The organism is Pantoea sp. X-Soil-YNGN-844 (assembly GCF_059730595.1).
In genome coordinates this window covers 2,290,658-2,316,517 of the sequence record NZ_AP036007.1, presented here as the reverse complement: position 1 = coordinate 2,316,517, position 25,860 = coordinate 2,290,658, and the positions used below count along the sequence as shown (strand labels likewise).

General features: G+C 55.4%; 22 protein-coding genes. 11 read left to right on the top strand and 11 right to left on the bottom strand.

Translation table 11 applies throughout. From position 1 onward, the window contains the following. The first annotated feature begins 225 nt into the window (after positions 1–225). Positions 226–873, top strand: coding sequence for a metallophosphoesterase (locus tag AC6I8C_RS10860; RefSeq protein WP_497822468.1), 648 nt, complete (start codon positions 226–228; stop codon positions 871–873). 1 nt (position 874) lies between these two features. On the opposite strand, the gene rsmF is transcribed toward AC6I8C_RS10860, so the two are convergent. The 3 genes from rsmF to yebS all read right to left on the bottom strand — a co-directional run bounded on the left by rsmF (position 875) and on the right by yebS (position 6,463). Then, positions 875–2,341, bottom strand: a complete 1,467-nt coding sequence (gene rsmF, locus AC6I8C_RS10855) for a 16S rRNA (cytosine(1407)-C(5))-methyltransferase RsmF (RefSeq protein ID WP_497822467.1) — start codon at positions 2,339–2,341, stop codon at positions 875–877. Positions 2,342–2,616: 275 nt separating this feature from the next. Next, positions 2,617–5,250, bottom strand: a complete 2,634-nt coding sequence (locus tag AC6I8C_RS10850; protein ID WP_497822466.1) for a PqiB family protein — start codon at positions 5,248–5,250, stop codon at positions 2,617–2,619. Continuing rightward, positions 5,219–6,463: a membrane integrity lipid transport subunit YebS gene (gene yebS, locus AC6I8C_RS10845; protein ID WP_497822465.1), complete on the bottom strand. Its 1,245-nt coding sequence runs from the start codon at positions 6,461–6,463 to the stop codon at positions 5,219–5,221. The genes AC6I8C_RS10850 and yebS overlap by 32 nt, the downstream gene beginning before the upstream one ends. Before the next feature lie 214 nt (positions 6,464–6,677). On the opposite strand from yebS, the gene AC6I8C_RS10840 reads away from it, so the two are divergent. The 4 genes from AC6I8C_RS10840 to htpX all read left to right on the top strand — a co-directional run bounded on the left by AC6I8C_RS10840 (position 6,678) and on the right by htpX (position 11,161). Beyond that, positions 6,678–7,178: a GAF domain-containing protein gene (locus AC6I8C_RS10840; RefSeq protein ID WP_033732889.1), complete on the top strand. Its 501-nt coding sequence runs from the start codon at positions 6,678–6,680 to the stop codon at positions 7,176–7,178. Positions 7,179–7,274: 96 nt separating this feature from the next. After that, positions 7,275–7,976: an RNA chaperone ProQ gene (proQ, locus tag AC6I8C_RS10835; protein ID WP_013358111.1), complete on the top strand. Its 702-nt coding sequence runs from the start codon at positions 7,275–7,277 to the stop codon at positions 7,974–7,976. 19 nt (positions 7,977–7,995) lie between these two features. Continuing rightward, positions 7,996–10,035 (top strand): carboxy terminal-processing peptidase, encoded by a 2,040-nt coding sequence (prc, locus tag AC6I8C_RS10830; RefSeq protein WP_013358110.1) that lies wholly within the window; start codon positions 7,996–7,998, stop codon positions 10,033–10,035. A gap of 244 nt (positions 10,036–10,279) precedes the next feature. Then, a complete protein-coding gene (htpX, locus tag AC6I8C_RS10825; protein WP_003852678.1) occupies positions 10,280–11,161 on the top strand; it encodes a protease HtpX in 882 nt (293 codons plus the stop codon). A gap of 53 nt (positions 11,162–11,214) precedes the next feature. On the opposite strand, the gene AC6I8C_RS10820 is transcribed toward htpX, so the two are convergent. Further along, positions 11,215–12,585 (bottom strand): MFS transporter, encoded by a 1,371-nt coding sequence (locus AC6I8C_RS10820; protein ID WP_497822464.1) that lies wholly within the window; start codon positions 12,583–12,585, stop codon positions 11,215–11,217. 186 nt (positions 12,586–12,771) lie between these two features. On the opposite strand from AC6I8C_RS10820, the gene kdgR reads away from it, so the two are divergent. Next, positions 12,772–13,563, top strand: coding sequence for a DNA-binding transcriptional regulator KdgR (gene kdgR, locus AC6I8C_RS10815; RefSeq protein ID WP_013358108.1), 792 nt, complete (start codon positions 12,772–12,774; stop codon positions 13,561–13,563). Between the two features lie 30 nt (positions 13,564–13,593). On the opposite strand, the gene AC6I8C_RS10810 is transcribed toward kdgR, so the two are convergent. After that, positions 13,594–13,830, bottom strand: coding sequence for a YobH family protein (locus AC6I8C_RS10810; protein ID WP_033732884.1), 237 nt, complete (start codon positions 13,828–13,830; stop codon positions 13,594–13,596). A 212-nt stretch (positions 13,831–14,042) separates the two neighbouring features. Between AC6I8C_RS10810 and AC6I8C_RS10805 the strand changes: the two genes are divergently transcribed. The 4 genes from AC6I8C_RS10805 (at position 14,043) to rlmA (ending at position 17,143) form a co-directional block, all read left to right on the top strand. Continuing rightward, entirely contained in the window at positions 14,043–14,315 is a 273-nt protein-coding gene (locus AC6I8C_RS10805; RefSeq protein WP_497822463.1) for a YebO family protein, read from the top strand. 18 nt (positions 14,316–14,333) lie between these two features. Next, on the top strand, positions 14,334–15,338 hold the full coding sequence (locus tag AC6I8C_RS10800) for an MBL fold metallo-hydrolase (RefSeq protein WP_497822462.1): 1,005 nt from the start codon (positions 14,334–14,336) through the stop codon (positions 15,336–15,338). Positions 15,339–15,986: 648 nt separating this feature from the next. Further along, the gene (cspE, locus tag AC6I8C_RS10795; protein WP_003852684.1) at positions 15,987–16,196 is read left to right on the top strand and encodes a transcription antiterminator/RNA stability regulator CspE; all 210 of its coding nucleotides are present in this window, start codon (positions 15,987–15,989) and stop codon (positions 16,194–16,196) included. Positions 16,197–16,333: 137 nt separating this feature from the next. Then, positions 16,334–17,143 carry a 23S rRNA (guanine(745)-N(1))-methyltransferase gene (gene rlmA / locus AC6I8C_RS10790; RefSeq protein ID WP_497822461.1) on the top strand — a complete coding sequence of 270 codons (810 nt, stop codon included), beginning with the start codon at positions 16,334–16,336 and terminating at the stop codon, positions 17,141–17,143. On the opposite strand, the gene AC6I8C_RS10785 is transcribed toward rlmA, so the two are convergent. From AC6I8C_RS10785 to manX, 4 genes are all read right to left on the bottom strand, one after another. Then, positions 17,140–17,598, bottom strand: coding sequence for a DUF986 family protein (locus AC6I8C_RS10785; protein ID WP_497822460.1), 459 nt, complete (start codon positions 17,596–17,598; stop codon positions 17,140–17,142). The genes rlmA and AC6I8C_RS10785 overlap by 4 nt on opposite strands. A 91-nt stretch (positions 17,599–17,689) precedes the next feature. After that, positions 17,690–18,538, bottom strand: a complete 849-nt coding sequence (locus AC6I8C_RS10780; RefSeq protein WP_497822459.1) for a PTS mannose transporter subunit IID — start codon at positions 18,536–18,538, stop codon at positions 17,690–17,692. A 15-nt stretch (positions 18,539–18,553) separates the two neighbouring features. Beyond that, positions 18,554–19,354 carry a PTS mannose/fructose/sorbose transporter subunit IIC gene (locus AC6I8C_RS10775; protein WP_033733019.1) on the bottom strand — a complete coding sequence of 267 codons (801 nt, stop codon included), beginning with the start codon at positions 19,352–19,354 and terminating at the stop codon, positions 18,554–18,556. A 63-nt stretch (positions 19,355–19,417) separates the two neighbouring features. Further along, positions 19,418–20,380: a PTS mannose transporter subunit IIAB gene (manX, locus tag AC6I8C_RS10770; protein ID WP_095707096.1), complete on the bottom strand. Its 963-nt coding sequence runs from the start codon at positions 20,378–20,380 to the stop codon at positions 19,418–19,420. 509 nt (positions 20,381–20,889) lie between these two features. Between manX and AC6I8C_RS10765 the strand changes: the two genes are divergently transcribed. Continuing rightward, on the top strand, positions 20,890–22,482 hold the full coding sequence (locus AC6I8C_RS10765) for a TerC family protein (RefSeq protein ID WP_497822458.1): 1,593 nt from the start codon (positions 20,890–20,892) through the stop codon (positions 22,480–22,482). 136 nt (positions 22,483–22,618) lie between these two features. Here the strand turns inward: AC6I8C_RS10765 and pdeD are convergent, their stop codons facing one another. Both pdeD and AC6I8C_RS10755 read right to left on the bottom strand, forming a co-directional pair. Beyond that, on the bottom strand, positions 22,619–24,181 hold the full coding sequence (pdeD, locus tag AC6I8C_RS10760; protein WP_497822457.1) for a cyclic di-3',5'-guanosine monophosphate phosphodiesterase PdeD: 1,563 nt from the start codon (positions 24,179–24,181) through the stop codon (positions 22,619–22,621). Between the two features lie 225 nt (positions 24,182–24,406). Next, on the bottom strand, positions 24,407–25,771 hold the full coding sequence (locus AC6I8C_RS10755) for an L-serine ammonia-lyase (protein WP_497822456.1): 1,365 nt from the start codon (positions 25,769–25,771) through the stop codon (positions 24,407–24,409). Positions 25,772–25,860 lie beyond the last annotated feature (89 nt).

The following is a 25,860-nucleotide window of genomic DNA, read 5'->3' as shown; positions in this document are numbered from 1 at the left end:
GGCCCGATGTCGTTATGATGAATTTCGTCCCTGACAGAGCTACCACCTTAACTGAGTGCCGGAGATAAGCGCCGGGAGGGACGCACTTTTCAGGCCCGGCGAATCTTCCATTCCCGACAGCGTGACGCCTTCTCTTTCACATCCTGCTTTCTCTCTCCTCACTCCTGTTCTCCGTCAGCTCTTATACTCTTAAGGTACTTTCAGCACAGAGAGGCGCATGCACCGATGTATTATGAATTCCTGAATGGCGCAGCATGGCGGCGGATCTGGGTCGTTGGCGATCTGCATGGCTGCCGCCGCGAACTCGATGCGCTGTTGCAGCAGCATCAGTTTGACCCGCAGCAGGATTTACTGATTTCGGTTGGCGACATCATCGACCGCGGGCCAGACAGTCTGGGCTGTCTGGCGCTGCTGCAGGAGCCCTGGTTTTGCTGCGTGCGCGGCAATCATGAGGAGATGGCGGTGTCGGCGTTACAGGGCCAGGACATGGCGCTCTGGCAGATGAACGGGGGCGACTGGTTCTTTCAGCTGCGGGGCGCAGCGTTAATCTCGGCCCGCCACGCGTTGCAGCGCTGCCGTGAACTGCCGCTGATACTGCATCTGCAATTGGGTGAGCGCACTGTTGTGATTGCCCATGCGGACTATCCGGCCCGGGAATACGCACTGAATAAGCCACTCGACTGGCAAAAGGTGGTCTGGAGCCGTCAGCGACTGGAGGAGATGGAGTCAGGTGAGCAGGCGGGCATCCGTGGCGCAGATGCCTTTTACTTCGGTCATACTCCGCTGAAACAGCCGCTGACGATTGCCAATCTGCATTACATCGATACCGGCGCAGTGTTTGGCAATCATCTGACGATGCTGCAACTAAAGTGACTCAGCGGAACAGGCGGCCGTCACGCACCAGTTCGCGTGGATAGCTGTTCTTGATGCGACTGCCGACTTTCTTAGCCAGCCCCAGCGGCTGCTGCTGATAGGTCACAATCATCTCATTGTTTGCCGGTGTAGTTTCCGGATAGATATCGCGGCCGCGATACCACTCTTCTGCTTCTGCCGCCGTGAGCTCAAAGGTCTGCGTCGCATCAGGTTGCGCCAGTGCTATCACCGCTTCATGTTGCCAGCGATAGCCTTTGGCAAAGGTTTCTGCCAGCTTCAGGCCAATGCGCGAGAAGCGCACTTTGCCCAGCAGCGGGGTGACGGCTTTAGGGAACAGCCAGATCTCTTTATCACGCTGCCAGAGTTCCAGTGCGTCATCCCATTTGATAGAGACAGCGGCGGCGGCCTGTGCGATCTCACTTTCCAGCTTACGGCTGAGATGAGAGAAGGGCAGCTTGCCGACTTTGTAGCCCGGCACAGGCAGTGGCTCGACTGATGCGGTTTTACGCAGACGGGCCACGAAAAAGCCTTCGCTGTCGAACATCTGCGGAAAGACATGCAGATAGCCCTCGGGTGTCGCGGCCCGATCGGCACCCTCAAACAGCCCGTCGAGCGGCATGACCTCAACCGCATCCGGATAGCGCTGCAGCAGCCAGTCAATCACCTGCTGATTCTCAATCTGATTCAGGGTACAGGTTGAATAAACCAGCGTGCCGCCGGGTTTGAGTGCGTGAAAAGCACTGTCGAGCAGATCGCGCTGGGTCGCGGCGATCTCTTCGGTGCTCGCCAGCGACCAGTTTTTCAGCGCATCTGCATCTTTGCGGATCACTCCTTCGCCGGAGCAGGGCGCGTCCAGCAGGATGGCGTCGAACTGTTCCGGCAGCGCTGGCCCGAAGACCCGCGCGTCAAAGTGCGTCAGCGCACTGTTGCTGACGCCGCAGCGGCTGATATTAGCGTGCAGCACTTTTACCCGGCTGGAGGAGAATTCGTTTGCCAGGATAACGCCCTGATTGTCCATCCGGGCCGCAATCTGGGTGGTTTTAGAACCCGGTGCCGCTGCCATATCCATCACGGCGCTGACCTCTGGCTGAGCGTCAAACAGCGCGGTGACCGGCAGCATGGAGCTGGCTTCCTGGATGTAAAACAGGCCGCTGAGATGTTCAGCCATGCTGCCCAGCGGCAGGCTCTCATCTTCCCGGCTGATCCAGAATCCCTCTTCGCACCACGGCACCGGCGTCAGCTGCCAGTCATAACCCGCAGTCTGGCTCAGAAAATCGGCCACGCTGATCTTCAGGGTATTGACGCGAATACTGCGGCGCAGGGGCTGCTGACTGTAAGCGATGAACTGCGTGAAGCTCGCCTCATCGGGCAGGCTCTGACGCATTAATGAGAGAAAATCGGCGGGGAAAAACGAAGAAGCATCGGACACGGGCACATTCCAGTTAAGGCAAAGGCGGCAGTGTACCATGAGGAATGAAAACGAGCAGCCAGGCTGCCCGTTTGAGAGAGTGAATAACGTGTTGGCTCATATTAGCCGCTCGGAATCCGCTTTTTCAGACGGCTCAAAACGCAAAGCGATGGGAGCATACGCCTGGAGCAAAGCATCGCGGGCCAGGGACGGGCCGCGCTGAGCCTTGCCTTAGAGGGCGTCTTTTGCGTCTTTGCGGAAGGCGTATGCTCCCTGAGCCAGTGCTGATTTAAACGCTCAACGGGGCAGAACAGTCTGCCCCGTTGAGTTAGCCTTTAACGCGGAGACGGAATCGCCGTTCCCCAGTTGCGCCACTCTTTCGGCGCTTCATCCTGCAACAGGAAATGTTTATCCGGGTTGGCCTGCGGTGCCAGCGGCACCGTCGGTGGCGTCGCAAACTGAATGCCACCGCGAATAAACTGCTGGAAGGTCCCGGTTTTCACCACGCCGCCCACCAGACCGAAGTCGAGGTTGTAGCCGGACGCCAGCCAGAACACCGAATTGTTCCGCACCAGATGCTGATACTTCTTACTGATGCGCAGGGCGATCTGCACGCGGTCGGCCATATTTCCCAGTGACGTGCCGGTGACGGTACCCACTTCCACACCCCGGAACAGCACCGGCGTACCCAGCGACAGGGAACCGGCCTCAGTGGCATCAACATAAATGTTCAGGCCATTCAGGTAGCGCGAATCGGTAATGGTGCTCTCCTGCAGTTCAAAGGTGCGTGCGGCGCCGCCTTTGCCCGGATCAACGTTGACGTACGGCTGTAACAGGGTCTCCAGATGATTCACGCCGGTAGCGGAAATCTCGGGTGAAACCACTGAGAAACGGCTGCCGAGGCGGGCAAAATCATTCACATACTCAGGGTAAAGTACGGCTTTCGCCACGACCTGATTGTTATCTTTGCTTAACGACAGAGATTCCACCTGACCGACGTTGATACCGAGATAACGAATCGGCATTCCGGCAGAGAGTTTGCTGGCGTCATAGGTGTGCAGCGTAATCTGACTGCCCACCGCGCGGGCGGCGGTTTCAGAGGAGTAGAGCATGCGTTTAGCCCCTTTGACCGACTGCGCACCACTCATATTGTCGAAACTGATTGCGCCTTTCAGCGCACGGTTAAGCGGCGAGGCCTGCACCGTCAGGCCACTGCCGTTCAGGCTGACGCGTGCGCCACCCTCAGCCCAGAACACGCTTTCGCTGGTCAGCAGCTTGCGATACTCCGGCTGAATATGCACCGCGATATCAAAAGCGTCAGCGCGCGGCGTCACTTTGACAATCTCACCCACCTGGAATTTACGGTAAAGCACGACCGAACCGGCCTGTACGTCAGGCAGGCTGTTGGCGGTCAGCATCAGCGTCGTGGACGGGCCATCGCCGGTAATGCCTTCGTCCGCTTTTTCAGCATCGGCAAACAGCGGATAGGCCGTTTTCGGCTCGCCTTTTTTGCCAGGCTCCAGCCGGATGCCACCATCCACCCACTCGCGGGCGCTGGCACCTAACACCTGCATGCCATCAAGACCGAACTTCACATCGAGGCGACTGTTGACGATAAATTTGCTGTCGCCATGCACCAGATTGCGGTTTTCAGGATTGACCGCGACAACGAAATTGACGCCATTTTCATCCAGCGAACGCGACATCACCTGACCAATCTGCATGCCGTGCAGCATCAGCGGCTGGCCCTGATCGATGCCGTAGCTCTCCGGTGCGCTGAGTTTTATCGTCAGCACGTTGGGTTTCTGCAGCAGGGTCTCATTGGACGCCAGCACGGTGTAGTGCTGCTGCGGTTCGCCTTCACCCGGCACCAGTTCCAGCGTATTGCCGGTCAGCAGTGCGCTGAGGCTGGTATCGGTCAGGCTGATTTTCGGGCTGTGCATCTCAATGCGGGTGCCGCTGCGCATCAGGCCAACCACAGAAGGATCAATCGTCAGCTCGCCGGTCACCTTGCCGCCATCCAGCAGGTTCAGTTTGGTCAGCGTACCGACCTCCAGGCCCTGGTACATCAGCGGCGTGCTGCCGGCCTTGAGATTTTTACCGTTGGGCAGGTCAAGCGTGATCTGTACGCCGCGCTGGCTGTGCGCCAGATCGGGATAGAGCCGGTAGTTCTGCTCCGCTTTGGCGGTTTCCGCCCCCTGCGGTGAGTCAAACGCAATCGCGCCATTAACCAGCGCCGCCAGACTTTCCAGCTGGACTTTAGCCCCGCTCAGGCTGACGTCGGCATTGACGCCCGACACGTTCCAGAAGCGGCTGTTGGTCTTCACCAGATTGATAAAGCGACGGTCAATCAGCACATCAATTGCCACGCCATCGGCTTTGTTATCAATGCTGTAGTCATAAACCCGGCCAACCGGAATTTTGCGGTAGTAGACCAGCGAGCCAGTGTTGAGTGAGCCGAGATCGGGCGCATGCAGATGGATCATCAGCTCGCCAGTATTGACCCGATATTTCGGTTGCGTATCCAGCGCGGTAAACGCCTCGCTGGGTTTACCTTTACCTGGCATCATCCCGATGTAGTTACCGCCGACCAGCGCATCCAGACCCGAGACGCCCGCCAGTGAGGCTTTGGGCGTCACCAGCCAGAACTGGGTATCCTCACGCAGCGCGTCGCGCATGTCGCTCTTGATGCTGGCTTTAATCTGGATGCTGCGATAATCGTCGCTGAGATTAATGCCCTGCACGGTGCCCACTTCCACGCCCTGATAACGGATCGGGGTACGACCCGGCACGATACCATCCGCCGTCTGGAAATTGATGGTGATGGTGGTGCCGCGCTCCTGATAATTGGTCCAGAGCAGCCAGCAGGCGATCAGCATCGCAATGACCGGCAGCAGCCAGAAGGGCGAAATTTTTCGCTTATTACGCAGCGTTGCGTTAGTCGGTGTAGTCGGCGTTTCCTGTTGCATGTGCATCCCAGAGCAGGCGGCTGTCCAGCCACTCAACAGACATAATGGTCAGGATGACGGCCGCGCCGAAAAACAGCGCAGCCGGTCCCATGGTAAAAGCCAGCAGCTGATCACGATTGACCAGCGACATGGTTAATGAAATGACAAACAGATCGAGCATGGACCAGCGGCCAACCCAGGTCACAAACCGCAGCAACCGGATGCGGGTTCTCAGTCCCTGCTCACAGCGGAAATGAATGCTGAGCAGCAGGGTCAGCATGACCAGTACTTTGGTAAAGGGCACCAGAATACTGGCGATAAACACAATCGCTGCCACTGGAATATTGCCTTCACCCAGCCCCAGGATGCCGGAGAAGATGGTGTCCTCGCGCCGTGAACCGTTGAGGTAAACCACGGAAATGGGCATCAGGTTCGCGGGTATCAGCAGCACGATCGACGCGATCAGCGCGGCCCAGGATTTCTGCAGGCTGTGGCGACGTCGGAAGTCGAGCGGCGTGTGGCAGCGCGGGCAGCGGCCTCGCTCGTCGGCGATGCCGGTGTTATGACAATTGAGGCAGACCTGCATGTCGTCACGGGCCATATTGCCGGGGCTTTGCGGATAGAAATGCTCCCACAGCTGCTCCATATTCAGATGGATCATGCTCAGCACGCTCAGCACCGTCAGGGCAATGTAAGCCGCTAGCCCATAGCCAATCTCCAGCGAAGCATAGTCCTGCACTTTGATGGATGCCACGGCGATACCGATCAGATAGATGTCGAGCATCACCCACTCTTTGAGCTTCTCCAGCATGATCAATACGGGCCGCAGGTTCATGCCCAGGCGATGACCGATACCGAGATAACAGATGCCGGCGACCAGTGTAACCGGCGCGCCAATAGTGCAGAACGCCACCATCGAAGCGGTCAGCACATCACCCTGCTGGGTCATCTGAATCACCCCTTCCAGTACGCTGGCATTGATGCGCATACCCAGCAGCCGGATATCCACCAGCGGCAGGGAAAAGGCGAAGGGCATTAACACTATCATGGTGGCGGCCATGGCCATCAGTCGGGTCATTGGCCAGTCGCGTCCACTGAGAATCTCAGCGTTGCAGCGCGGGCAGTGTGCCGACTGATGTGTTTTCACATCCGGTAAGGAAAAAAGGGTATCGCATTGCGGGCAACGCTGATAACGTGCGTGAGGCAATGTCTGGCTGATAGCGTGAATTTTCATAGGGTGATGCAATTTTCGCTCTTCAGAGGGAACAGATATCGGTCATTAAGACATTGTCTGTGTGCCTGTCTCGGGCATCACGCTTCGATCCACAGAATGCTAAGGGTATAGCAACTAACGCTATGATTCACCTTGTGGCTCTGGATATTTAAAACTTATTTTTAACGAACGGTCTCTATTGCCCCGTTCAGATGTCATTGGTAACGGTTGAATAATGAACAAAACTGCCTTTTACGCCGATTTGAATCGCGATATGCGCGCCTTGCTGGCGGGAGAAACGGCGTTCCTCGCCGCGATGGGAAACTTTAGCGCGCTGCTGTACGAACGTCTCGATGGCGTGAACTGGGCAGGTTTCTACCTGCTGACGGAAGCCGATACGCTGGTGCTTGGCCCGTTCCAGGGGAAAATCGCCTGTGTGCGTATTCCGGTCGGTAAAGGTGTGTGTGGCACGGCGCTGGCAGAAGAAAAAGTGCAACGCGTAGATGATGTGCATGCTTTCCCGGGCCACATCGCCTGTGACGCTGCCAGTAATGCTGAGATTGTGATTCCTCTGAAAGTGAATGGCACTGTGGTTGGGGTGCTGGACATCGACAGCGTTGAGTACAATCGCTTTGACAGCGACGACGAATCGGGGCTGGTCACACTGACTGATGGGCTTTGTGAAGTGCTTGCGAACAGCGACTTAGAAAAATATCTGCAGCTGACGCGCAGCTAATCGACTGGATCACATGGCATTTAGCGATGTTGTCATTATAATGTCGCCTGTTCATGCCTGCGCTGGTCGGCAAACCCGTTGTAATCAGGAAATTTCATGGAAAATCAACCTAAGTTGAATAGCAGTAAAGAAGTCATCACTTTTCTGGCGGAGCGCTTTCCGCACTGCTTTAGCGCTGAAGGTGAAGCGCGTCCGCTCAAAATCGGTATCTTTCAGGATCTGGTCGAGCGTGTTCAGGGCGAAATGGGTCTGAGCAAAACACAGCTGCGTTCCGCGCTGCGTCTTTATACGTCAAGCTGGCGTTATCTGTACGGCATCAAAGCCGGTGCGATTCGTGTCGATCTCGACGGCAACGCCTGTGGCGTGCTGGATGAGCAGCACGTTGAGCATGCCCGCAAGCAGCTGGAAGAAGCCAAAGCGCGCGTTCAGGCGCAGCGTGACCAGCAGCGTGCTGCGCGCCGTGAAGCAGGCGAAAGCGAAGAGGGCGCCGCACCGCGTCGTCCACGCAAGCCCGCGCCACGTAAGCCTGCAGAAGCCGATGCTGCGCGTAAACCCCGTCCGCAGACGACTGCTCCGCGTGCGACCGCCTCACAGCATCGCAAGCCAGCCCCACGTCCGGAGCAGGAAGCCCGACCCATCACTGATACCTCAACTTTGCAACCCGGCCAGAGTATTAAAGTTAAAGCAGGCAAAAGTGCGATGGACGCTACCGTTCTTGAAGTATCAAAAGACGGCGTTCGGGTCCAGCTCGCTTCCGGCATGGCAATGATTGTGCGCGCAGAACACTTGCAGTTCTGAAACGGAGGCTAACCCCGGCATGAACACCCTTTTTAAAGTTGGACTTATTGCGGGCCTGCTCTTAGCAGGCCCAACCTTCGGCGCAGAGAATATTACCCGCGCCGATCAGATTCCCCAGCTTCACGAAGACCCGCAGGATCCGACGGTCAGTGAGCGCGTCACGTCGCGCTTTACCCGTTCCCACTACCGCCAGTTCGATCTGGATCAGAACTTTTCCGCGAAAATTTTTGATCGCTACCTGAACATGCTCGACTACAGCCACAATGTGCTGCTGGCGTCAGATGTGGCGCAGTTTGCCAGCAAAAAAACCACCGTCGGCGATGAGCTGCGCAGTGGCAAGCTGGATCTCTTTTACGATATTTATAATCTGGCGCAGAAACGCCGTTTTGAGCGCTATCAGTATGCGCTGACGGTGCTGGCGCGTCCGATGAATTTCAGCGGCAATGACACTATCGACATCGATCGCGCCAAAGCGCCCTGGCCGAAAGATCAGGCTGAACTGAACGCGCTCTGGGATGCCAAGGTCAAATATGACCAGCTGAGTCTTAAGCTGGCAGGCAAAGACGATAACGAGATCCGCGACGTTCTGACCAAGCGTTATAACTTCGCGATCCGTCGTCTGGCCCAGAGCAACGGCGAAGACGTTTTCCAGCTGGTGATGAACGCCTTTGCCCGCGAAATCGATCCGCATACCAGCTATCTGTCGCCGCGTAACACCGAGCAGTTCAATACCGAGATGAGCCTGTCACTGGAAGGCATCGGTGCAGTCCTGCAGATGGATGACGACTACACCGTGATCAACTCGATGGTCGCAGGCGGTCCGGCAGCTAAAAGCAAAGCCATTACCGTGGGCGATCGCATCGTGGGTGTCGGTCAGCCAGGCAAGCCGATGGAAGATGTTATCGGCTGGCGCCTTGATGATGTCGTGGCAAAAATCAAAGGACCCAAGGGCAGCAAAGTGCGCCTGGAAGTTCTGCCTGCCGGTAAGGGCACCAAAACTCGTACCGTGACGCTGACGCGTGAGAAAATCCGTCTGGAAGATCGCGCGGTTAAACTGACCATCAAAAATGTCGGCAAGCAGAAAGTGGGCGTGCTCGATATTCCTGGCTTCTATGTCGGTCTCACCGACGACGTGAAAGTTCAGCTGCAGAAACTGCAGAAACAGAACGTCGATAGCGTGGTGATCGATCTGCGCACCAACGGCGGCGGTGCGCTGACCGAAGCGGTCTCGCTTTCCGGCCTTTTTATTCCGAGTGGTCCGGTGGTGCAGGTTCGCGACAATAATGGTCGGGTGCGTGAAGACAGCGATAACGACGGCGTGGTCTACTACAAAGGTCCGCTGGTGGTGCTGGTCGATCGCTTCAGCGCCTCTGCTTCTGAGATCTTTGCTGCCGCGATGCAGGATTACGGTCGTGCAGTGATTGTCGGCGAGCCAACCTTTGGCAAAGGCACCGTTCAGCAGTATCGCTCGCTGAATCGCATCTACGATCAGATGTTACGTCCGGAGTGGCCAGCGTTAGGCTCCGTTTCTTACACCATCCAGAAGTTCTATCGCATTAACGGCGGCAGTACACAGCGTAAAGGCGTCACGCCGGATCTGCTGATGCCAACCGGCGTTGAAGCGGCTGAAACCGGTGAGAAATTTGAAGATAACGCCCTGCCATGGGACAGCATCAAAGCGGCCACCTATACCAAAACCGGTGATGTTAAACCGCTGGTTGCGCAGCTGACAAAGCAGCATGCTGATCGTATCGCTCAGGATCGCGAGTTCCAGTACATCATGAAGGACATTGCCCGTTACAATGCCCTGAAAGATAAGCGCAACATCGTGTCACTTAATCTTGCTCAGCGCGAGAAAGAGAACCACGAAGATGATGCGTCACGTCTGGAGCGAATCAATGCGCGCTATCAGGCCGAAGGCAAAAAACCGCTGAAGAACCTGGATGAGTTGCCGAAAGATTATAAAGAGCCGGATCCGTATCTCGATGAGACGGTGAAGATCGCTAACGATCTTGCGCAACTGGAGAAATCCCAGCCAGACGCGCCAGCAGCGAAATAATCCGCTGTTGTCAGAAAAAGCACCGCTCTGCGGTGCTTTTTTTTGCCCCCGGAAAAGTTTCCGGTAACCAATGATTAGCGATGGTGAACCCGTCTGCAGGCCATGCCGCCCTGCAGACGTGTCAGAATGTAAAGTTATGTCTTTTTAGGCACTTAAACGTTAAGGTCGCTTGAAAAGCCGCACAATGCTCATAGGATATGTATCCGCGTATAGGCGCGTGAACTACTGAGGAAGATTAACAAAAATGATGCGTATTGCTCTTTTCCTGATGACCAACCTGGCTGTGATGTTGGTATTCGGGCTGATTCTCAGCCTGACAGGGATCCAGTCAAGCAGTGTTCAGGGCCTGATGATCATGGCAGGCCTGTTTGGCTTCGGCGGTGCGTTTGTTTCACTGCTGATGTCGAAGTGGATGGCGCTGCGTTCGGTTGGCGGTGAAGTGATTGAACAGCCACGCAATGAAACTGAGCGCTGGCTGGTGGATACCATTGGCCGTCAGGCCCAGCAGGCGGGCATTGCAATGCCACAGGTCGCGATCTATCACGCACCTGATATCAACGCCTTTGCGACGGGTGCGCGTCGTAACGCTTCACTGGTTGCTGTCTCGACCGGTCTGTTGCAGAACATGAGCCGTGATGAGGCGGAAGCGGTGCTGGCTCACGAAGTGTCGCACATCGCTAACGGTGATATGATCACCATGACGCTGATCCAGGGTGTGGTGAACACCTTCGTGATTTTCGTTTCACGTATTCTGGCGCAGATTGCGGCGGGCTTTATGTCCGGCAACCGTGATGGTGAGGAGAGCAGCAACGGCAATCCGCTGGTCTACTTTGCGGTGTCGATGGTACTTGAGCTGGTGTTTGGTATTCTCGCCAGCATCATCACCATGTGGTTCTCCCGTCATCGTGAGTTCCACGCCGATGCCGGTTCAGCGAAACTGGTCGGCCGTGAGAAGATGATTGCGGCGTTACAGCGTCTGAAAACCAGCTACGAACCACAGGAGCCAAGCAGCATGATGGCGTTCTGTATCAACGGTAAGGGCAAATCGTTCAGCGAGCTGTTCATGTCACACCCGCCGTTAGACAAGCGTATTGAAGCACTGCGCAGCGGTCAGTATCTGAAGTAGCGTTAAGCAGAGCAAACAAGGCGACCCCCGGGTCGCCTTTTCTGTTTATGCCATCAGGCCCGGGTCTGTGACATGCGCGACACGCTCACCAGCGCCGCCACGGCTGCAAAGCTCCCTGCAAGCAGCAGCGAAACGTGCGTCCCACGTTCTTCAAACAGATTAAACATCAGCGCGACCAGCGCGGCACCCATACTCTGCCCCAGAAGACGCGCAGTACCCAGCATGCCGCTGGCACCGCCACTGCGATTACGTGGCGCGGAGGTGACAATCGTGTGGTTGTTGGGCGACTGGAACAGCCCGAAACCGGCACCGCACAGCATCATGCGCCAGATAATATCGCCATCGCCCGGATTGGCTGGCAGCCAGGCGAGCAGGAACAGCCCCAGCGCGAACATCGCCAGTCCGATTCCCCCCAACAGCCCGGCATGCACCCGTTCAATCAGGCGGCCAGCAATCGGTGCAAATACCATCGTTGCCAGCGGCCAGGGTGTCAGCAACAACCCGGTCGCCACCTCATTACGCTGCAGGACGTTCTGCAGAAAGAAGGGCAGTGAGACCATCGCCAGCATCTGGGCGCAGAACGAACAGACCGACGTTCCCATCGACAGACTGAAAATCGGGATACGCAGCAGATCAACCGGCAGCAGCGGCACCGCCATGTTGAGCTGACGACGAATAAAGAACCAGCCCACGACCAGCAGCGCAACGACCTCGGAGAGCACCAGCAGGTGACTCTGTCCCTGGGCAAAGCCGCTCAGAGCGGAGATGATCAGGCCAAAGAACAGCGCATTCATGATCGCGCTGGGCACATCGAATTTCTGTGTTGTGGCTTTCTGCGGGTTATCAGGCAGGGTTCGCAGCGCCAGCCAGAGTGCAATGGCCCCCAGCGGGACGTTAATCAGGAACAGCCATTTCCAGCTGGCTACCGAGAGTATTGCTGCCGCTACCGTCGGGCCAGCCGCGGTTGATACGGCTACCACCAGCGAGTTGATCGCCATGCCGCGTCCCAGATAACGCTGCGGATAGATAATGCGTATCAGCGCGGTATTCACACTCATCAGCGCCGCGCCGCCCAACCCCTGCAGCACACGGGCAAAGGTCAGCATGGTTAGCGTGCTCGAAAAGGCGCAGAACAGTGAGGTCGCAATAAACAGTGCCAGGCCAGCCTGATAGACGCGGCGATAACCCAGCATGTCGCCCAGAAACGAAAGTGACAGCAGCGAAACGATAATCGCAATCTGATAGGCATTCACAATCCAGATGGACTGTGCCGGACTGGCATTCAGTTCACGCGATATGGTCGGTAACGCGACATTGGCAATCGCGCCGTCTAATACCGCCATGGTCAGGCCAAGCGCAATGGTGACGATAGCCATATAGCGCTGACGCGGGGGTAATCCATCCTGAGGAGGAGAGAGTGTCATAAGTTAATTACTAAAGAGGGTGAATATCATCATGCTAATGAAATCAGCGCTGAAAAGCAGCGTCCGGCCGGATAAAAACTGTCTTAAAATATGACTCAATGGTTAAAACATTGCTGCCGTCCTGTGCATCCCTCTATACTGACAGTCCGTTCCATTTTTTTTGAAACAGGTTTAACAAGGTGCGCAATGTCCTCTGCTGAAAATGATAAACAGCCCGATTCCGTCTCTTCGGTTCTTAAAGTGTTCGGCATTCTGCAGGCGCTGGGTGAAGAGCGCGATCACGGTATAACCGAGCTTGCGCAGCGCGTGATGATGTCAAAAAGTACCGTCTACCGTTTCCTGCAAACCATGAAATCGCTGGGCTATGTGACACAGGAAGGTGAGAGCGAGAAGTACTCACTGACGCTGAAGCTGTTTGAACTGGGTGCTAAGGCGCTGCAGAACGTCGATTTGATCCGCAGTGCGGATGTGCAGATGCGTGAGCTGTCGCGTCTGACCAAAGAGACGATTCACCTGGGGGCGCTGGAAGAGGACAGCATTGTCTACATCCATAAAATCGACTCACTTTACAATCTGCGCATGTATTCGCGCATTGGCCGTCGCAACCCGCTGCATACCACCGCGATTGGTAAAGTCCTGCTCGCCTGGCGCGATCGCAGCGATGTTGAGGAAATTCTGCGGGATGTGGAGTTCAAACGCAGCACGGCCAATACGCTGCTGAGCGCCGAGGCGCTGATTACGACGCTGGATCAGGTCAAAGCGCAGGGTTACGGCGAAGATAATGAAGAGCAGGAAGAGGGATTACGCTGCCTTGCCGTGCCGGTGTTCGATCGGTTTGGCGTGGTGATTGCGGGACTCAGTATCTCGTTTCCCACCATTCGCTTTTCGGAAGATGCCCGCCAGGATTATGTGGCGATGCTGCATCGGGCGGCACGTACGCTTTCAGCAGAAATGGGCTATCACGACTACCCATTCTGAATAAAGCGGGCCATCCGGCCCGCTTTATCACTAGTTATCGATCACTTCTCCGCTTTTCTTCAGCAACGGACAATCCGTCACGCCCACTACGCCACTGTCGGTATGCAGATACTGCGCGCTGATGACGCCGCGAGCGGTAAGATAGCTGCACTGCAGGCCAAGTCCGGCGGCATTTTTAGTACTGCCGGTTAACACACCATAGCCGGTAAGCAGCATTGCCAGCCAGATCACCGCCAGCAAGCCTATTGTGCGAATAAACAGTTTCATTGTGTCTCCTTGTGAAAGATAACTCAGCGCGCCACCTGGTGCTGCCGGTTATGATGATATCAGCATGCCTCGCTTTTCTGGTGGGATCGATCAGAGATAACTGAAACGGTAAATTCTGCATTGCTGTATCCCCCATTATCTTTTGCGATGGCTACAGGTAGAATAGGCGGTTGCCATGTTCTGGCGTTTCCACTGAGTTTTACGAGGCAGTTATGAATGAGTTAGCCGCAAATCCGGGCCCCCTGGCCAGCTATGGACTGCTGGTCATTATTTTGATTGTGGCGTTTATCGCCTGGTTCTTTGTTAACCGCGCCAGCGTGCGCGCGGGTGAGCAAATTCGCTTACTGGAATCCTTACTGGAAGAGCAGAAGAAGCAGAATCAGCTGCTGCGCCGCCTGATTGAGATGCAGCCCGGGGCAGAAAATACAAAAACCGATGACGATCGGGAGAAGCGCGACTTTATCCGGTTAATCCCGGAACGTTAATCACAGCAGAGAGACGGAATGGCCTGGAAAAATCCGTGGTATGACAGCAGCAAAGCGCATCACACGCCAGAGGGATTCCGTAATCCTGAACCGGAACAGCGCAGGCCGGGTGACCTGCAACGCTGGCGCAGGGAGCGTAAAGCACAGGCGCTGCCGGTGCCACCCCAGCAGGGTTATGCGGCCTTCACCAGGCAATGGTGGCAGCCCGCGGATATCAGCGGCAGTGACGATTGTATCTGGTGGCTGGGACATGCTGCCGTCCTGTTACGGCTCAATGGACACTATATCCTGATCGATCCGGCGCTCTCACCACGCGCCTCGCCGCTGGCGTTTGCGGGGCCACTGCGTAAAACGCCCGCGCCCATTAGCATCGCCGATCTGCCGCAGCTTGATGTCGTGCTGATTTCACACAACCATTACGATCATCTGGATAAACCGACGGTTAAAGCGATTATCCGGCATTTTCCACAGGCGACCTTTATTGTGCCGCTGGGACTGGCGAAATGGTGCAGAGCGCAGGGCGTGAAACAGGTGCACCAGCTCGACTGGTGGCAGCAGATAACGCTCGGCTACCTCTGTTTTGATGCGGTGCCAGCCCGTCACTGGAGTATGCGAACCCCACGCGATCGCAACCGTTCGCTCTGGTGCGGCTGGGTCGTGCGCTCTGCATCCCTGCGTTTCTGGTTTTCGGGCGACAGTGGCTACAGCGATCGCCTGCTGGAGATTCCGGCCCGGCTTGGCCCGTTCAGCGTGGCTGCGTTGCCGATTGGCGCGTATGCACCCAAATGGTTCATGGCAAGCCAGCATATGGACCCCGATCAGGCGGTGGCGTTATGGCAGGCGGCAGGCAGGCCATTGACGCTGCCTATCCACTGGGGCGTGTTTGAGCTGGCCGATGAGTCGCTGGATGCGCCACCCCAGGAGCTGGCGAATGCGCTACAGCGGGCAGACGAACATAACGGCCGCTTCGCCCCCTGGCGAATAGGCGAAGGTCGCAGTCTGAATAATTGCAGCCAGGAATAATCCTAAAGCCTCCGGTATAAATAAAAGCCGGAGGTTTTTTTATCAGACGTAAATTTTCAAATCGAAAGTTAAATTCCTAATAAGTAAAATCCGCATCGTTGCTTTTATTTGGAGCAAGGCTAATGGCTGGCTCCTGCTTTTGGTGCAAAAAAAGCGTTATTTGTACGAAATAAAAGTCACTGTACAGTATTGACACCTGATCTTTGATATCTGCCACGGTTACCGTTTCGCTTATTCATTTCGCCATTGCCATATTTGTGAAATATTAATTTCTTATGGTATCCATCAGGTTAAGCCTGGCAACACAGGCATGAGAGGGCGCTGGCTGCCCGCGTACTTTATTCTCATGCGCTTTTGTAAACCCCACGGAACATGCAATGTGAGCCTTCTGGCAAATATGTGCGCAGGCGCGCCAGGGCTTTAAAAATGGCTTGCCATTATTTTGGGGATATGTGATAACAATTCGTGGGTTAAACGAGGTACAGTTCTGTTTATGCATGGCATCTTCAGTAAAGAAGTACGAGTAAAGACGTTGACGTTGAATACCGCTTCCTTGCCGAACCTTAATTAGTGCCTCATGCAGTAATGTCTCTGGTTTTTCTGTAAGACAGCCTTCGGGCTAAATAAACATCTAAAGGAATTTGCAAAATGGCAAAGATTAAAGGTCAGGTTAAGTGGTTCAACGAGTCTAAAGGTTTTGGTTTTATTACTCCTGCTGACGGCAGCAAAGATGTGTTCGTACACTTCTCTGCTATTCAGGGCAACGGTTTTAAAACCCTGGCTGAAGGCCAGAGCGTTGAGTTCGAAATTCAGGACGGCCAGAAAGGCCCTGCAGCTGTTAACGTCACTGCTATCTGATTCGACTCCACCTCGGTGTAATGCACCCTGACATGGAATCTTAAAGCCCTGGCTCTTCAGCCGGGGCTTTCTTTATGCTTCCGATGCGTAAACGTTAAGGTTACACTGCGCCGCGTTATCTGATGCCGGAGCACCCTATGTCCCTGATTTGCCCTCTTTGTCACTCTCCACTGACCCTCACCGACCGCAGCTGGTGCTGTGAAAACCGCCATCAGTTCGATCAGGCGAAAGAAGGGTATGTCAATCTGCTGCCTGTTCAGCATAAACGGTCGCGTGAACCGGGTGACAGTGCAGAGATGATGCAGGCACGACGGGAGTTTCTTGAGGCAGGCTATTATCAGCCGCTGCGTGAGGAGGTAGTCAGCCTGCTTGCGCCGGTGCTGAATCAGCCAGAGTGTAAAATCCTGGATATCGGCTGCGGTGAAGGGTACTACACCGCAGCACTGGCGGAGGCGGCGGACGGAGACGCTCAGATTTATGGCCTGGATGTTGCCAGAATGGCCATCCGGCTGGCGGCTAAGCGCTATCCTGCGGTGCGTTTCTGCGTGGCTTCCAGTCAGCGCTTACCCTTTGCCGATCAGTCCCTGGATGCGATTATACGCATCTACGCACCCTGCAATGAAGCGGAACTGGCTCGCGTGCTGAAGCCGGGTGGTCTGGTGCTGACGGTCACTCCAGGCCCGCATCATCTGCAGCAGTTCAAAGCGCTGATTTACCGCGACGTGCAGCTGCATGTGCCGGAACAGAAAGATTATCCTGGCTTCCGGCAGGTAGCGCAGCATACCCTGCGTTATCCGATGGCATTAACCGGCGCAGCGGCGACGACACTGCTGCAGATGACGCCCTTTGCCTGGCGGGCGCGTGAAGACGTCTGGCAAACGCTGCAGCAGAGTGAGCAGTTCAGCTGCGATGCTGATTTTACCCTGACAATGTGGCAGCGCGACTAGCGCACCTCGACCAACGTATTGTAGATGCGCTCCAGGTCGTCGAGTTGCTGCACGGCAATCAGCAGACGGCGTTGTTCCAGCTGAATCACCAGAATGCCATCCTCAGAAAGATTCATGCCCTGAATCCGCCGGTAATCGACCCAGACACCGGCGTAAAACAATCCCTCATTTTTCATCAGCAGCATGGGTTTGCGCAGCCAGAAGAGCCAGAACGCCAGAAAACTCAGCACCATCAGCAGTGAGGTGGTGAGCTGTGGGCCGTGATGACTGACATTGTTCCACAGTAAAATCAGCAGCAGGCCGATGAAAATCAGGCTATCGAGTTTATGCTGCCTGCGCAGCGTTACCCGTAAGCGGGTCGGTCCGTGCCGACGCGGCAGAATCGCCTCATGGTAAACGGCAAATCCCATCAGGGCGGCGATACAACACGCAATCAACGCGTCAGTTAAGGACATCACTTCTACCTCAAACAGGGTGAGCTCAGACGGTTGTGGCTCAGCTCACCACGCTTAAAGGCCGGGAGCAGAGGCTCCCGGCAGGATGAAATTACAGACCGAGCAGGCCGATCCAGTAACCAAAGATACCGATGGCAAAGAAGCCGACGATAATCCACAGCGCATTCACTTTACGGCGTAACAGCCACATACAGCCAAAGGTCAGCAGCAGCGGCACAATGCCTGGCATCAGCTGATCGAGGATTGACTGTACCGTAGTGACGGTGGTTTTGCCGGTGGAGTCAGTAATGCGCGATACCACCAGCGGGATGTTGACGTGCGTCCACTTGTTGACCAGCGCCCCCATGACAAACAGCCCCAGAATCGAGGCGCCCTCCGTGAGCTTCTGCAGGAAACCGCCGCCCATGTCGCTGACGATGTCGATCCCTTTGCGATAGCCATACGCCACGCCGTAGTAGCGGGTCAGCAGACGTGCCAGGTTAAACAGCACAAAGAACAGCAGCGGACCCAGCAGACTGCCGCTCATGGCAATACCGGCACCCAGTGCGGCAAACACCGGACGTACCGTACCCCAGAAGATCGGGTCGCCAACCCCGGCCAGCGGTCCCATCAGCCCGACTTTCAGGCCGTTAATCGCACCGTCGTCGATAGGTGCGCCGTTGGCACGCTGCTCTTCCATCGCCATGGTGACGCCCAGTACTGGCGCGGCGACATAAGGATGGGTATTGAAAAACTCCAGGTGACGTTTGATCGCCTGCCTGCGCTCGTCGTTATTCTCAGGATAGAGACGGCGGATGACCGGCACCATTGAGAAGCAGAAGCCCAGCGCCTGCATACGCTCAAAGTTCCATGAACCCTGGAAAAGGTTAGAGCGCAGAAAGACGGCGCGGACATCACCGGGGGTTAGTTTCTTTTCAACTTTTTTCGTCATATCAACCATGTGATCACCTGTTCCTTAATCGAGTTCGTTATCAAGATCGTTTGCGGTTGCAGCACCTGTAGGTGCGCCCGCCACACGGTTGTATTTCGGGCTGAGCTGAATGTAGAGCACCGCCATCACCACGCCAATGACGCCCAGCGCCACCAGGTTGAAGTTGGTGAAGGCCGCGGTAACGAAGCCGAGGTAGAAGAACGGCATCAGATAGCCTGCGCGCATCATATTGATGACCATCGCGTAACCGACCACCACAATCATGCCACCGGCGATATTCAGGCCGTTGGTGACCACTTCAGGAATGGAACTCAGCAGCGCATGAACGGCACTGGTGCCGACCGAAATCGCCACAATCAGCGCCGGGATGGCGATACGCATCGCCTGTAACAGCAGGGCAGAGACATGGATCCAGGAGATGGCCGTAAGGTTACCTTTCTCGGCGGCTTTATCGGCCGCGTGCTGGAAGGCTACGGTCAGCGTACGCACGATAATGGTCAGCACCTGTCCGGCGGCAGCCAGCGGAATCGCCAGTGCAATACCGGCACCCACACTCTGACCGCCAGCGATGACCAGGATAGTGGAGATGATAGAGGCGAGGGCGGCATCTGGGGCAACCGCCGCACCGATGTTCATCCAGCCCAGTGCAATCATCTCTAGCGTACCGCCGATGATAATACCGGTTTTCATATCTCCCAGTACGATACCAATCAGCGTACAGGCGACCAGCGGACGGTGAAACTGGAACTCATCCAGAATCGACCCCATACCGGCAATACAGGCGACAATAAAAATCAAAATAATTTGTAGCGAGGTTATTTCCATCATACTTCTTGTCCTCAGCAGGATAATCAGGAGCCCGGAAACGCAGGCGCAGAAGTGCTTCTGTTACGCGTTTACTTTCGCAATCAGATCCATCATTTTCAGTTTTTGATCGCTGGAAACTTTACGCACTTCCAGTTCAATATTGCGTTCATTGAGTTTGCGGAATGCGGCGATATCTTTTTCATCAACCGAGACCGCATTATTGACCTGGGTTTTCCCCTGGCGGAACGCCATCCCGCCGATGTTGACCGTTTTAATATCGACACCCTGTTCAACTACGCGCAGGACATCGGTGGGGTTGGTAAACAGCAGCATGACGCGATCCTGACCATACTTCGGGTTGTTCCACACCCGCACCATTTTGTCGACATCCACCACATGGGCCGTTACGCCGGGCGGCGCGACCTGCGTCAGCAGGGTTTTACGCACGTGATCGTTGGCCACTTCATCGCTGACCACGATAATACGCTGAACGTTGGTCTCTTTAGTCCAGCGCGTCGCGACCTGTCCATGAATCAGACGGTCGTCAATACGCGCCAGCCCGATCTTCATGTGATCACCAGGCGCCATTGGCTTAGCTGGTTGTGCCGCAGCGGCCGGTTTCACCGCAGCCGGTGCCGGTGCTTCTTCTTTCGCTTTCAGGGCTTTAACCCCTTCACGACCGGTCTCCACCGCCACGGCGACCAGTTCGTCAAATCCGGGATCGTCATCGCGCGCCATCAGGGTTTCGACCAGCATCGGAATATTGACCCCGGCGATGACCTCATAGTGTGGCTTGTCGACAACAATGCGGCTGGCCGCATTGAACGGGCTGCCGCCCCAGGTATCGACCAGAAAAAGAACCCCCTTGCTGGTATCCAGTTCTGCCAGTCGTGCCTGATATTTTTCAATCAGCGTTTCTGCATTTTCACCGGGGACAAAGTCTATCCAGCCGATATTTTCCTGCTCGCCTAACAGCATTTCTGCTGTCTTCAGCAGTTGTTCCGCTGCCCAGCCGTGTGTACCAATTACAATCGCAATGGTCACGTGCTACCTCCGTTCGCTAGAGATGCTCATCTGAGTAAATGAACTGTATTGAGACATGTTTTGATTATCTGTTTAACCCGGTCATTCGACTTTCTGATATAGCGCCGAAAAAACAGGGGTTAACTTCATCAAGGCGGTAAAGTCGCGATTTATTTTAGTGATCGAAAAAATAAATTATGTGATGTCTGTCAGCTATTCACCCCGTCAGGTGACGCTTTACCTTTTTTATGCGCCCGATCATCCGTTATGCAAATTGTAAAAATAAGAAAATTTTTTGACGCAATTTGCCGACCTGATACATTAACGTTCTGTTTATTACTCAGGAGTAACGGGCTTCAGCCCACCTTTATGGATCGTCACCGACGTCGCTTAATCTGTTCTTTGCGCCTGCTGGCGCGTCACCTTTCGCCTCGCGGCGTTTTCACCGCTTTCCCGACTACCCGGATGTCACGCTTCGCTGCGCTGACAGGCACCGGCTCGATCTGTTCCCTGTTCTGGAGTCATAAATAATGGAATTTTTATTCGACCCCTCAATCTGGGCGGGTTTACTGACGCTTATCGTGCTGGAAATCGTACTCGGCATCGATAACCTGGTGTTTATTGCTATCCTGGCCGACAAACTGCCGCCAAAGCAGCGTGATAAAGCACGTCTGATTGGCCTGTCGCTGGCGCTGGTGATGCGTCTGGGCCTGTTGTCGCTGATCTCCTGGATTGTCACGCTGACCACGCCTCTCTTCAGCGTAGGCGGTTTCAGCTTTTCAGGACGAGATTTAATCCTGCTGTTCGGTGGTTTCTTCCTGTTGTTTAAAGCGACCATGGAGCTACACGAGAGGCTGGAGAACCACGAGCATGATGGTTCCGCAAATCGGGGATATGCCAGTTTCTGGGCAGTGGTATTGCAGATTGTGGTGCTGGACGCGGTCTTCTCACTGGATGCGGTGATTACCGCCGTAGGTATGGTGAACCACCTGCCGGTGATGATGACTGCCGTGGTGATTGCCATGGGTGTGATGCTGCTGGCGTCTAAACCGTTAACCAACTTTGTTAACGCGCATCCGACCGTGGTGGTGCTCTGTCTGAGCTTCCTGTTAATGATCGGTCTGTCGCTGGTGGCAGAAGGGTTTGGTTTCCATATTCCGAAAGGTTACCTCTATGCGGCGATTGGCTTCTCGATTCTGATTGAGCTGTTCAACCAGATTGCACGTCGTAATTTTATCCGCCATCAGTCAAATCGTCCGATGCGTGAGCGCACCGCAGAGGCGATTCTGCGCCTGATGGGCGGCCGTAACCGCGCGCAGACGGCCAGCAATGGCAATAGCAGCAGTAACGCCAGCACCAGTGAAGAGTCGGCGCTGACGGAAGCGATGCCGCAGGAAGCGTTTAAAGATGAAGAGCGCTACATGATTAATGGCGTGCTGACGCTGGCTTCCCGCTCGATTCGCAGCATCATGACGCCGCGCGGTGATATCTCATGGGTTGATGCGAATCGTCCGGTAGATGAGATTCGCGGTCAGCTGCTGGATACGCCTCACAGCCTGTTCCCGGTCTGCCGGGGTGAACTGGATGAAATTGTTGGCGTGGTGCGCGCCAAAGAGCTGCTGGTGGCGCTGGAGCAGGGTATGGATGTGGCGACCTTCGCGGCGAATACACCGACCATTGTGGTGCCGGAGACGCTGGATCCGATCAACCTGCTTGGCGTGCTGCGTCGTGCCAAAGGCAGCTTCGTGATCGTCACCAATGAGTTTGGCGTGGTGCAGGGTCTGATTACGCCGCTGGACGTGCTGGAAGCGATTGCGGGTGAATTCCCGGATGAAGATGAAACGCCTGATATTGTTGCAGATGGCGATGGCTGGTTAGTGAAAGGCGGAACCGATCTGCACTCGCTGCAGCAGTTACTCGACTTCCATGAGCTGGTCGATCCGACAGAAGATCACGCCTCGCTGGCGGGCCTGCTGATTGAGCAGAAAGGGCAGTTACCGCTTCCCGGCGAGGTGATTGATATCACGCCGCTGCACTTCCAGATTATCGAAGCGACGGATTACCGTATCGATCTGGTGCGTGTCACCAAAGATAAACCGCATGACGAGGAAGAAGAGGGGTAACACTTCACGTTATTACCGATGCGCTGCCGGTATCACCGGCCGCGCTGAATCTCTCTGACAGCCGCTACTGAAACGCCGCGGCTGTTTTTTTGTGTGTGGAGAGTCTTATCAGGGCACAACGTCGCTGACGCGGCAGTTAACGGCGGGTATCAGCCTGATGCAGCGTCAGCCAGGCTGGAAAATCTTCCAGCGGCATCGGGCGGGCAAAATAGTAGCCCTGCAGATGATCCACCCCGCGTTCGCGCAGATAATCCGCCTGTTCAGCCGTTTCCACACCTTCAGCCACCAGACTGATATTCAGGCGCTGGGCCAGCGAAATGACCATATCCGTTACCGTGGCGTTAATGGCATCCGTACCGATAGCTGCCGTGAAAATCTTGTCGATTTTGAGCACGTCTGGCTGCAAATCTTTCAGGTAGGAGAGCGAGCTGTGACCGGTGCCAAAGTCATCAATCGCCAGCCGGACGCCAATGTCGTGCAGTTGTGCAATCACCGATTGATCGACGACCGGCAGCGCATCCCGCTCAGTGAGTTCCACTACCAGTTGCGGCACCGGACTGGCAGGCCACCACAGGTTCTGCAGATCTTCCAGAATGGCGCGGTCGCGGAAATGAGTGGCGGCCACATTGATGGCGATATGAAAGGCGGGATCATCGGGCAACTGCGGCAGCTGCCTTACTACCTCGTTCAGCACAAAGCGCGTCAGCGGCTTGATCAGGTTCTGGCGCTCAGCCAGCGGAATAAAGACATCCGGTGCGATCCAGCCCTGGCGGGCGTTATGCCAGCGCAGCAGCAATTCTATCCCGTCACACTCGCCGCTTTTGCTGTTGATCAGCGGCTGGCAATAGACCATAAACTCACGGGCCGTAATGCCATAGCTGATTTGCCAGCTGAGGCTCATGCGATTTGCCGTCGCCAGCCAGATAATGTAGCCCATCAGCAGGCTCAGCAGCAGCGCCAGCGGCAGCTGTGAGGGAAGTGTCGCCAGCGCCAGCCGTGTCGGCGAAGGGCCATAGAGGGTAAGGGTAAACGGGTAGCGCAGCGAACCCTGCTCGTAGCTCACTTCATCATCTGCCGGCACCGTTGGCTCTATCAGCGGATTGCCATATTCCAGGCTCTCACCATTGACGTTAAACACAGCGCGCTCTACCCAGGGCAACTGGGGTTCCAGCAGATAATTGCTCATCATTTCAATGTTGATGACCTGCAATATTCCCGAACGGTTATCCAGACTTTTTGGCGTCCACAGCAGTAAAATTGGCGAACCCTTCAGCAAATATTCATCGGTTGTTAGGGTCATACGCTGGCTGTTGAAAGCAAGGTCAGGATAAGTCTGGCTGAAAGGAATGTTGCGCGGGCCATAAATACTGGAGCAGTAAAGTATGTCGTTTTCAACCAGCAGAATGGCACGTACCGTCTGCAGAGAGGAGATTTTTTCGACGAGCGGAAAACGCACGTCCTGACAGGGAGCGCCCACCAGCCCCAGCGTATTACTGGCTGAAACCTCCAGCGGTGAAAACATCCGGTCAAACCGCATAATCGCTTTGTCGGCGAAATCCGTCGCCTGCTGTTCAATACGTGACTTCTCTTCGATGTAGCGAAAGGCCAGCGTTAATATCAACACCACGGTGGAGATTGACAGTGCGATCAGCAAACGCTTGCGTCTGAATTGTCCAACAAATTGCTGGGCCATAAACATCAGTATCCACCTTCCCAAAAAGCCAGAAAAAAGCAAAAAATAACGGGGTTAGTATCGGCACGGCCAGGTCAATATTGAGGCCGGAATGCAGAAAAGCGGGTCTGGAAAGCTGCGCAGACCGGACGGCTGCGCGGAAAACACTCTACCGTTTAAACCTGCGCTGAGATAGCGCAGGATGCGGATTTCATTACGTTTGCACGTTATTTAAACAATTAAACGTTTCGCTTAATCACACTGAACTTTAATCGCCAGACCGCCACGGGAAGTTTCACGGTATTTCGCGTTCATATCCTTGCCGGTCTCATACATGGTCTCAATAACCTTATCCAGCGAGACGCGGGGTTCACTAGTGCGACGGAGTGCCATACGCGCCGCGTTAATGGCTTTCACCGAGGCGATAGCATTACGTTCAATGCAGGGAACCTGAACCTGACCGGCCACGGGGTCACAGGTCAGTCCAAGGTTATGCTCCATGCCGATTTCAGCGGCAACGCACACCTGTTCCGGGCTACCGCCCAGCAGCTCTGCCAGACCAGCGGCCGCCATCGAACAGGCGACACCCACTTCACCCTGGCAGCCCACTTCCGCGCCTGAAATAGAGGCGTTCATTTTGTACAGCACGCCTATAGCGCCAGAGGCGAGGAAATAGCGCAGGAAAATATCGGGCGTTACCGGCTCGATAAAGTGATCGTAGTAAGCCAGCACTGCAGGCACGATACCGCAGGCACCGTTCGTCGGCGCGGTCACCACACGGCCACCCGCGGCGTTCTCTTCGTTGACCGCCAGGGCATACATATTGATCCAGTCGATAACAATCATGGGATCGCTGGAGTGCTTGGTGGAGGAGGTCAGCAGGCGACGCAGGGAGGCGGCTCGACGGGGTACGCGCAGCGGTCCGGGCAACACGCCTTCAGTATTCAGACCGCGATCGATACAGGCCTGCATGGTCTGCCAGATGTGGGTGAAATAGGCATGAATCTCGTCGCGGCTGTGCAGTGCCAGCTCATTTTTCATCACCAGGCCCGACAGCGACAGGCCGGTTTCGCGACAGTGCGCCAGCAAATCTTTGGCGGAGTGGAACGGCCAGGGCACAGAGACTTCATCAAGTGCCGATTGACCGAAGTGCTCTTCATCCACAATGAACCCACCGCCCACGGAGTAGTAAGTTTTCGACAGGATCAGCAGGTCACCCGCGAATGCCAGCAGGCGCAGGCCATTTTCATGCAGGGAGAGATTCTCACTGCGGAACACCATGCCGCCTTCGCGCGGGAAATCAACTTCATGCGCGCCTTTCGCCAGCAGCAGCCGCTCACGCTGTTCGACATCCTTAATAAATGCGGGGATGGCATCGATATCCACCGTGTCCGGCGATTCGCCAGCCAGACCCATAATAATGGCGATATCCGTGTGATGCCCTTTGCCGGTCAGCGACAGAGAACCGTAAACATCCACAGCGATCCGAGTGACCTCCTGCAGCTTTCCCTGTTCGCACAGCAAATCCACAAATTGTTTACCCGCTTTCATCGGGCCGACAGTATGCGAACTCGAGGGGCCAATGCCCACTTTGAACATGTCGAAAACACTAATCACAGGTGACACTCCTCACATTTATTCTCAGTCTGCCAGGGCAGTTTATGGCGCCCATAGTAATGGGCATGCACCGGAAAAGAGCAGCTTTT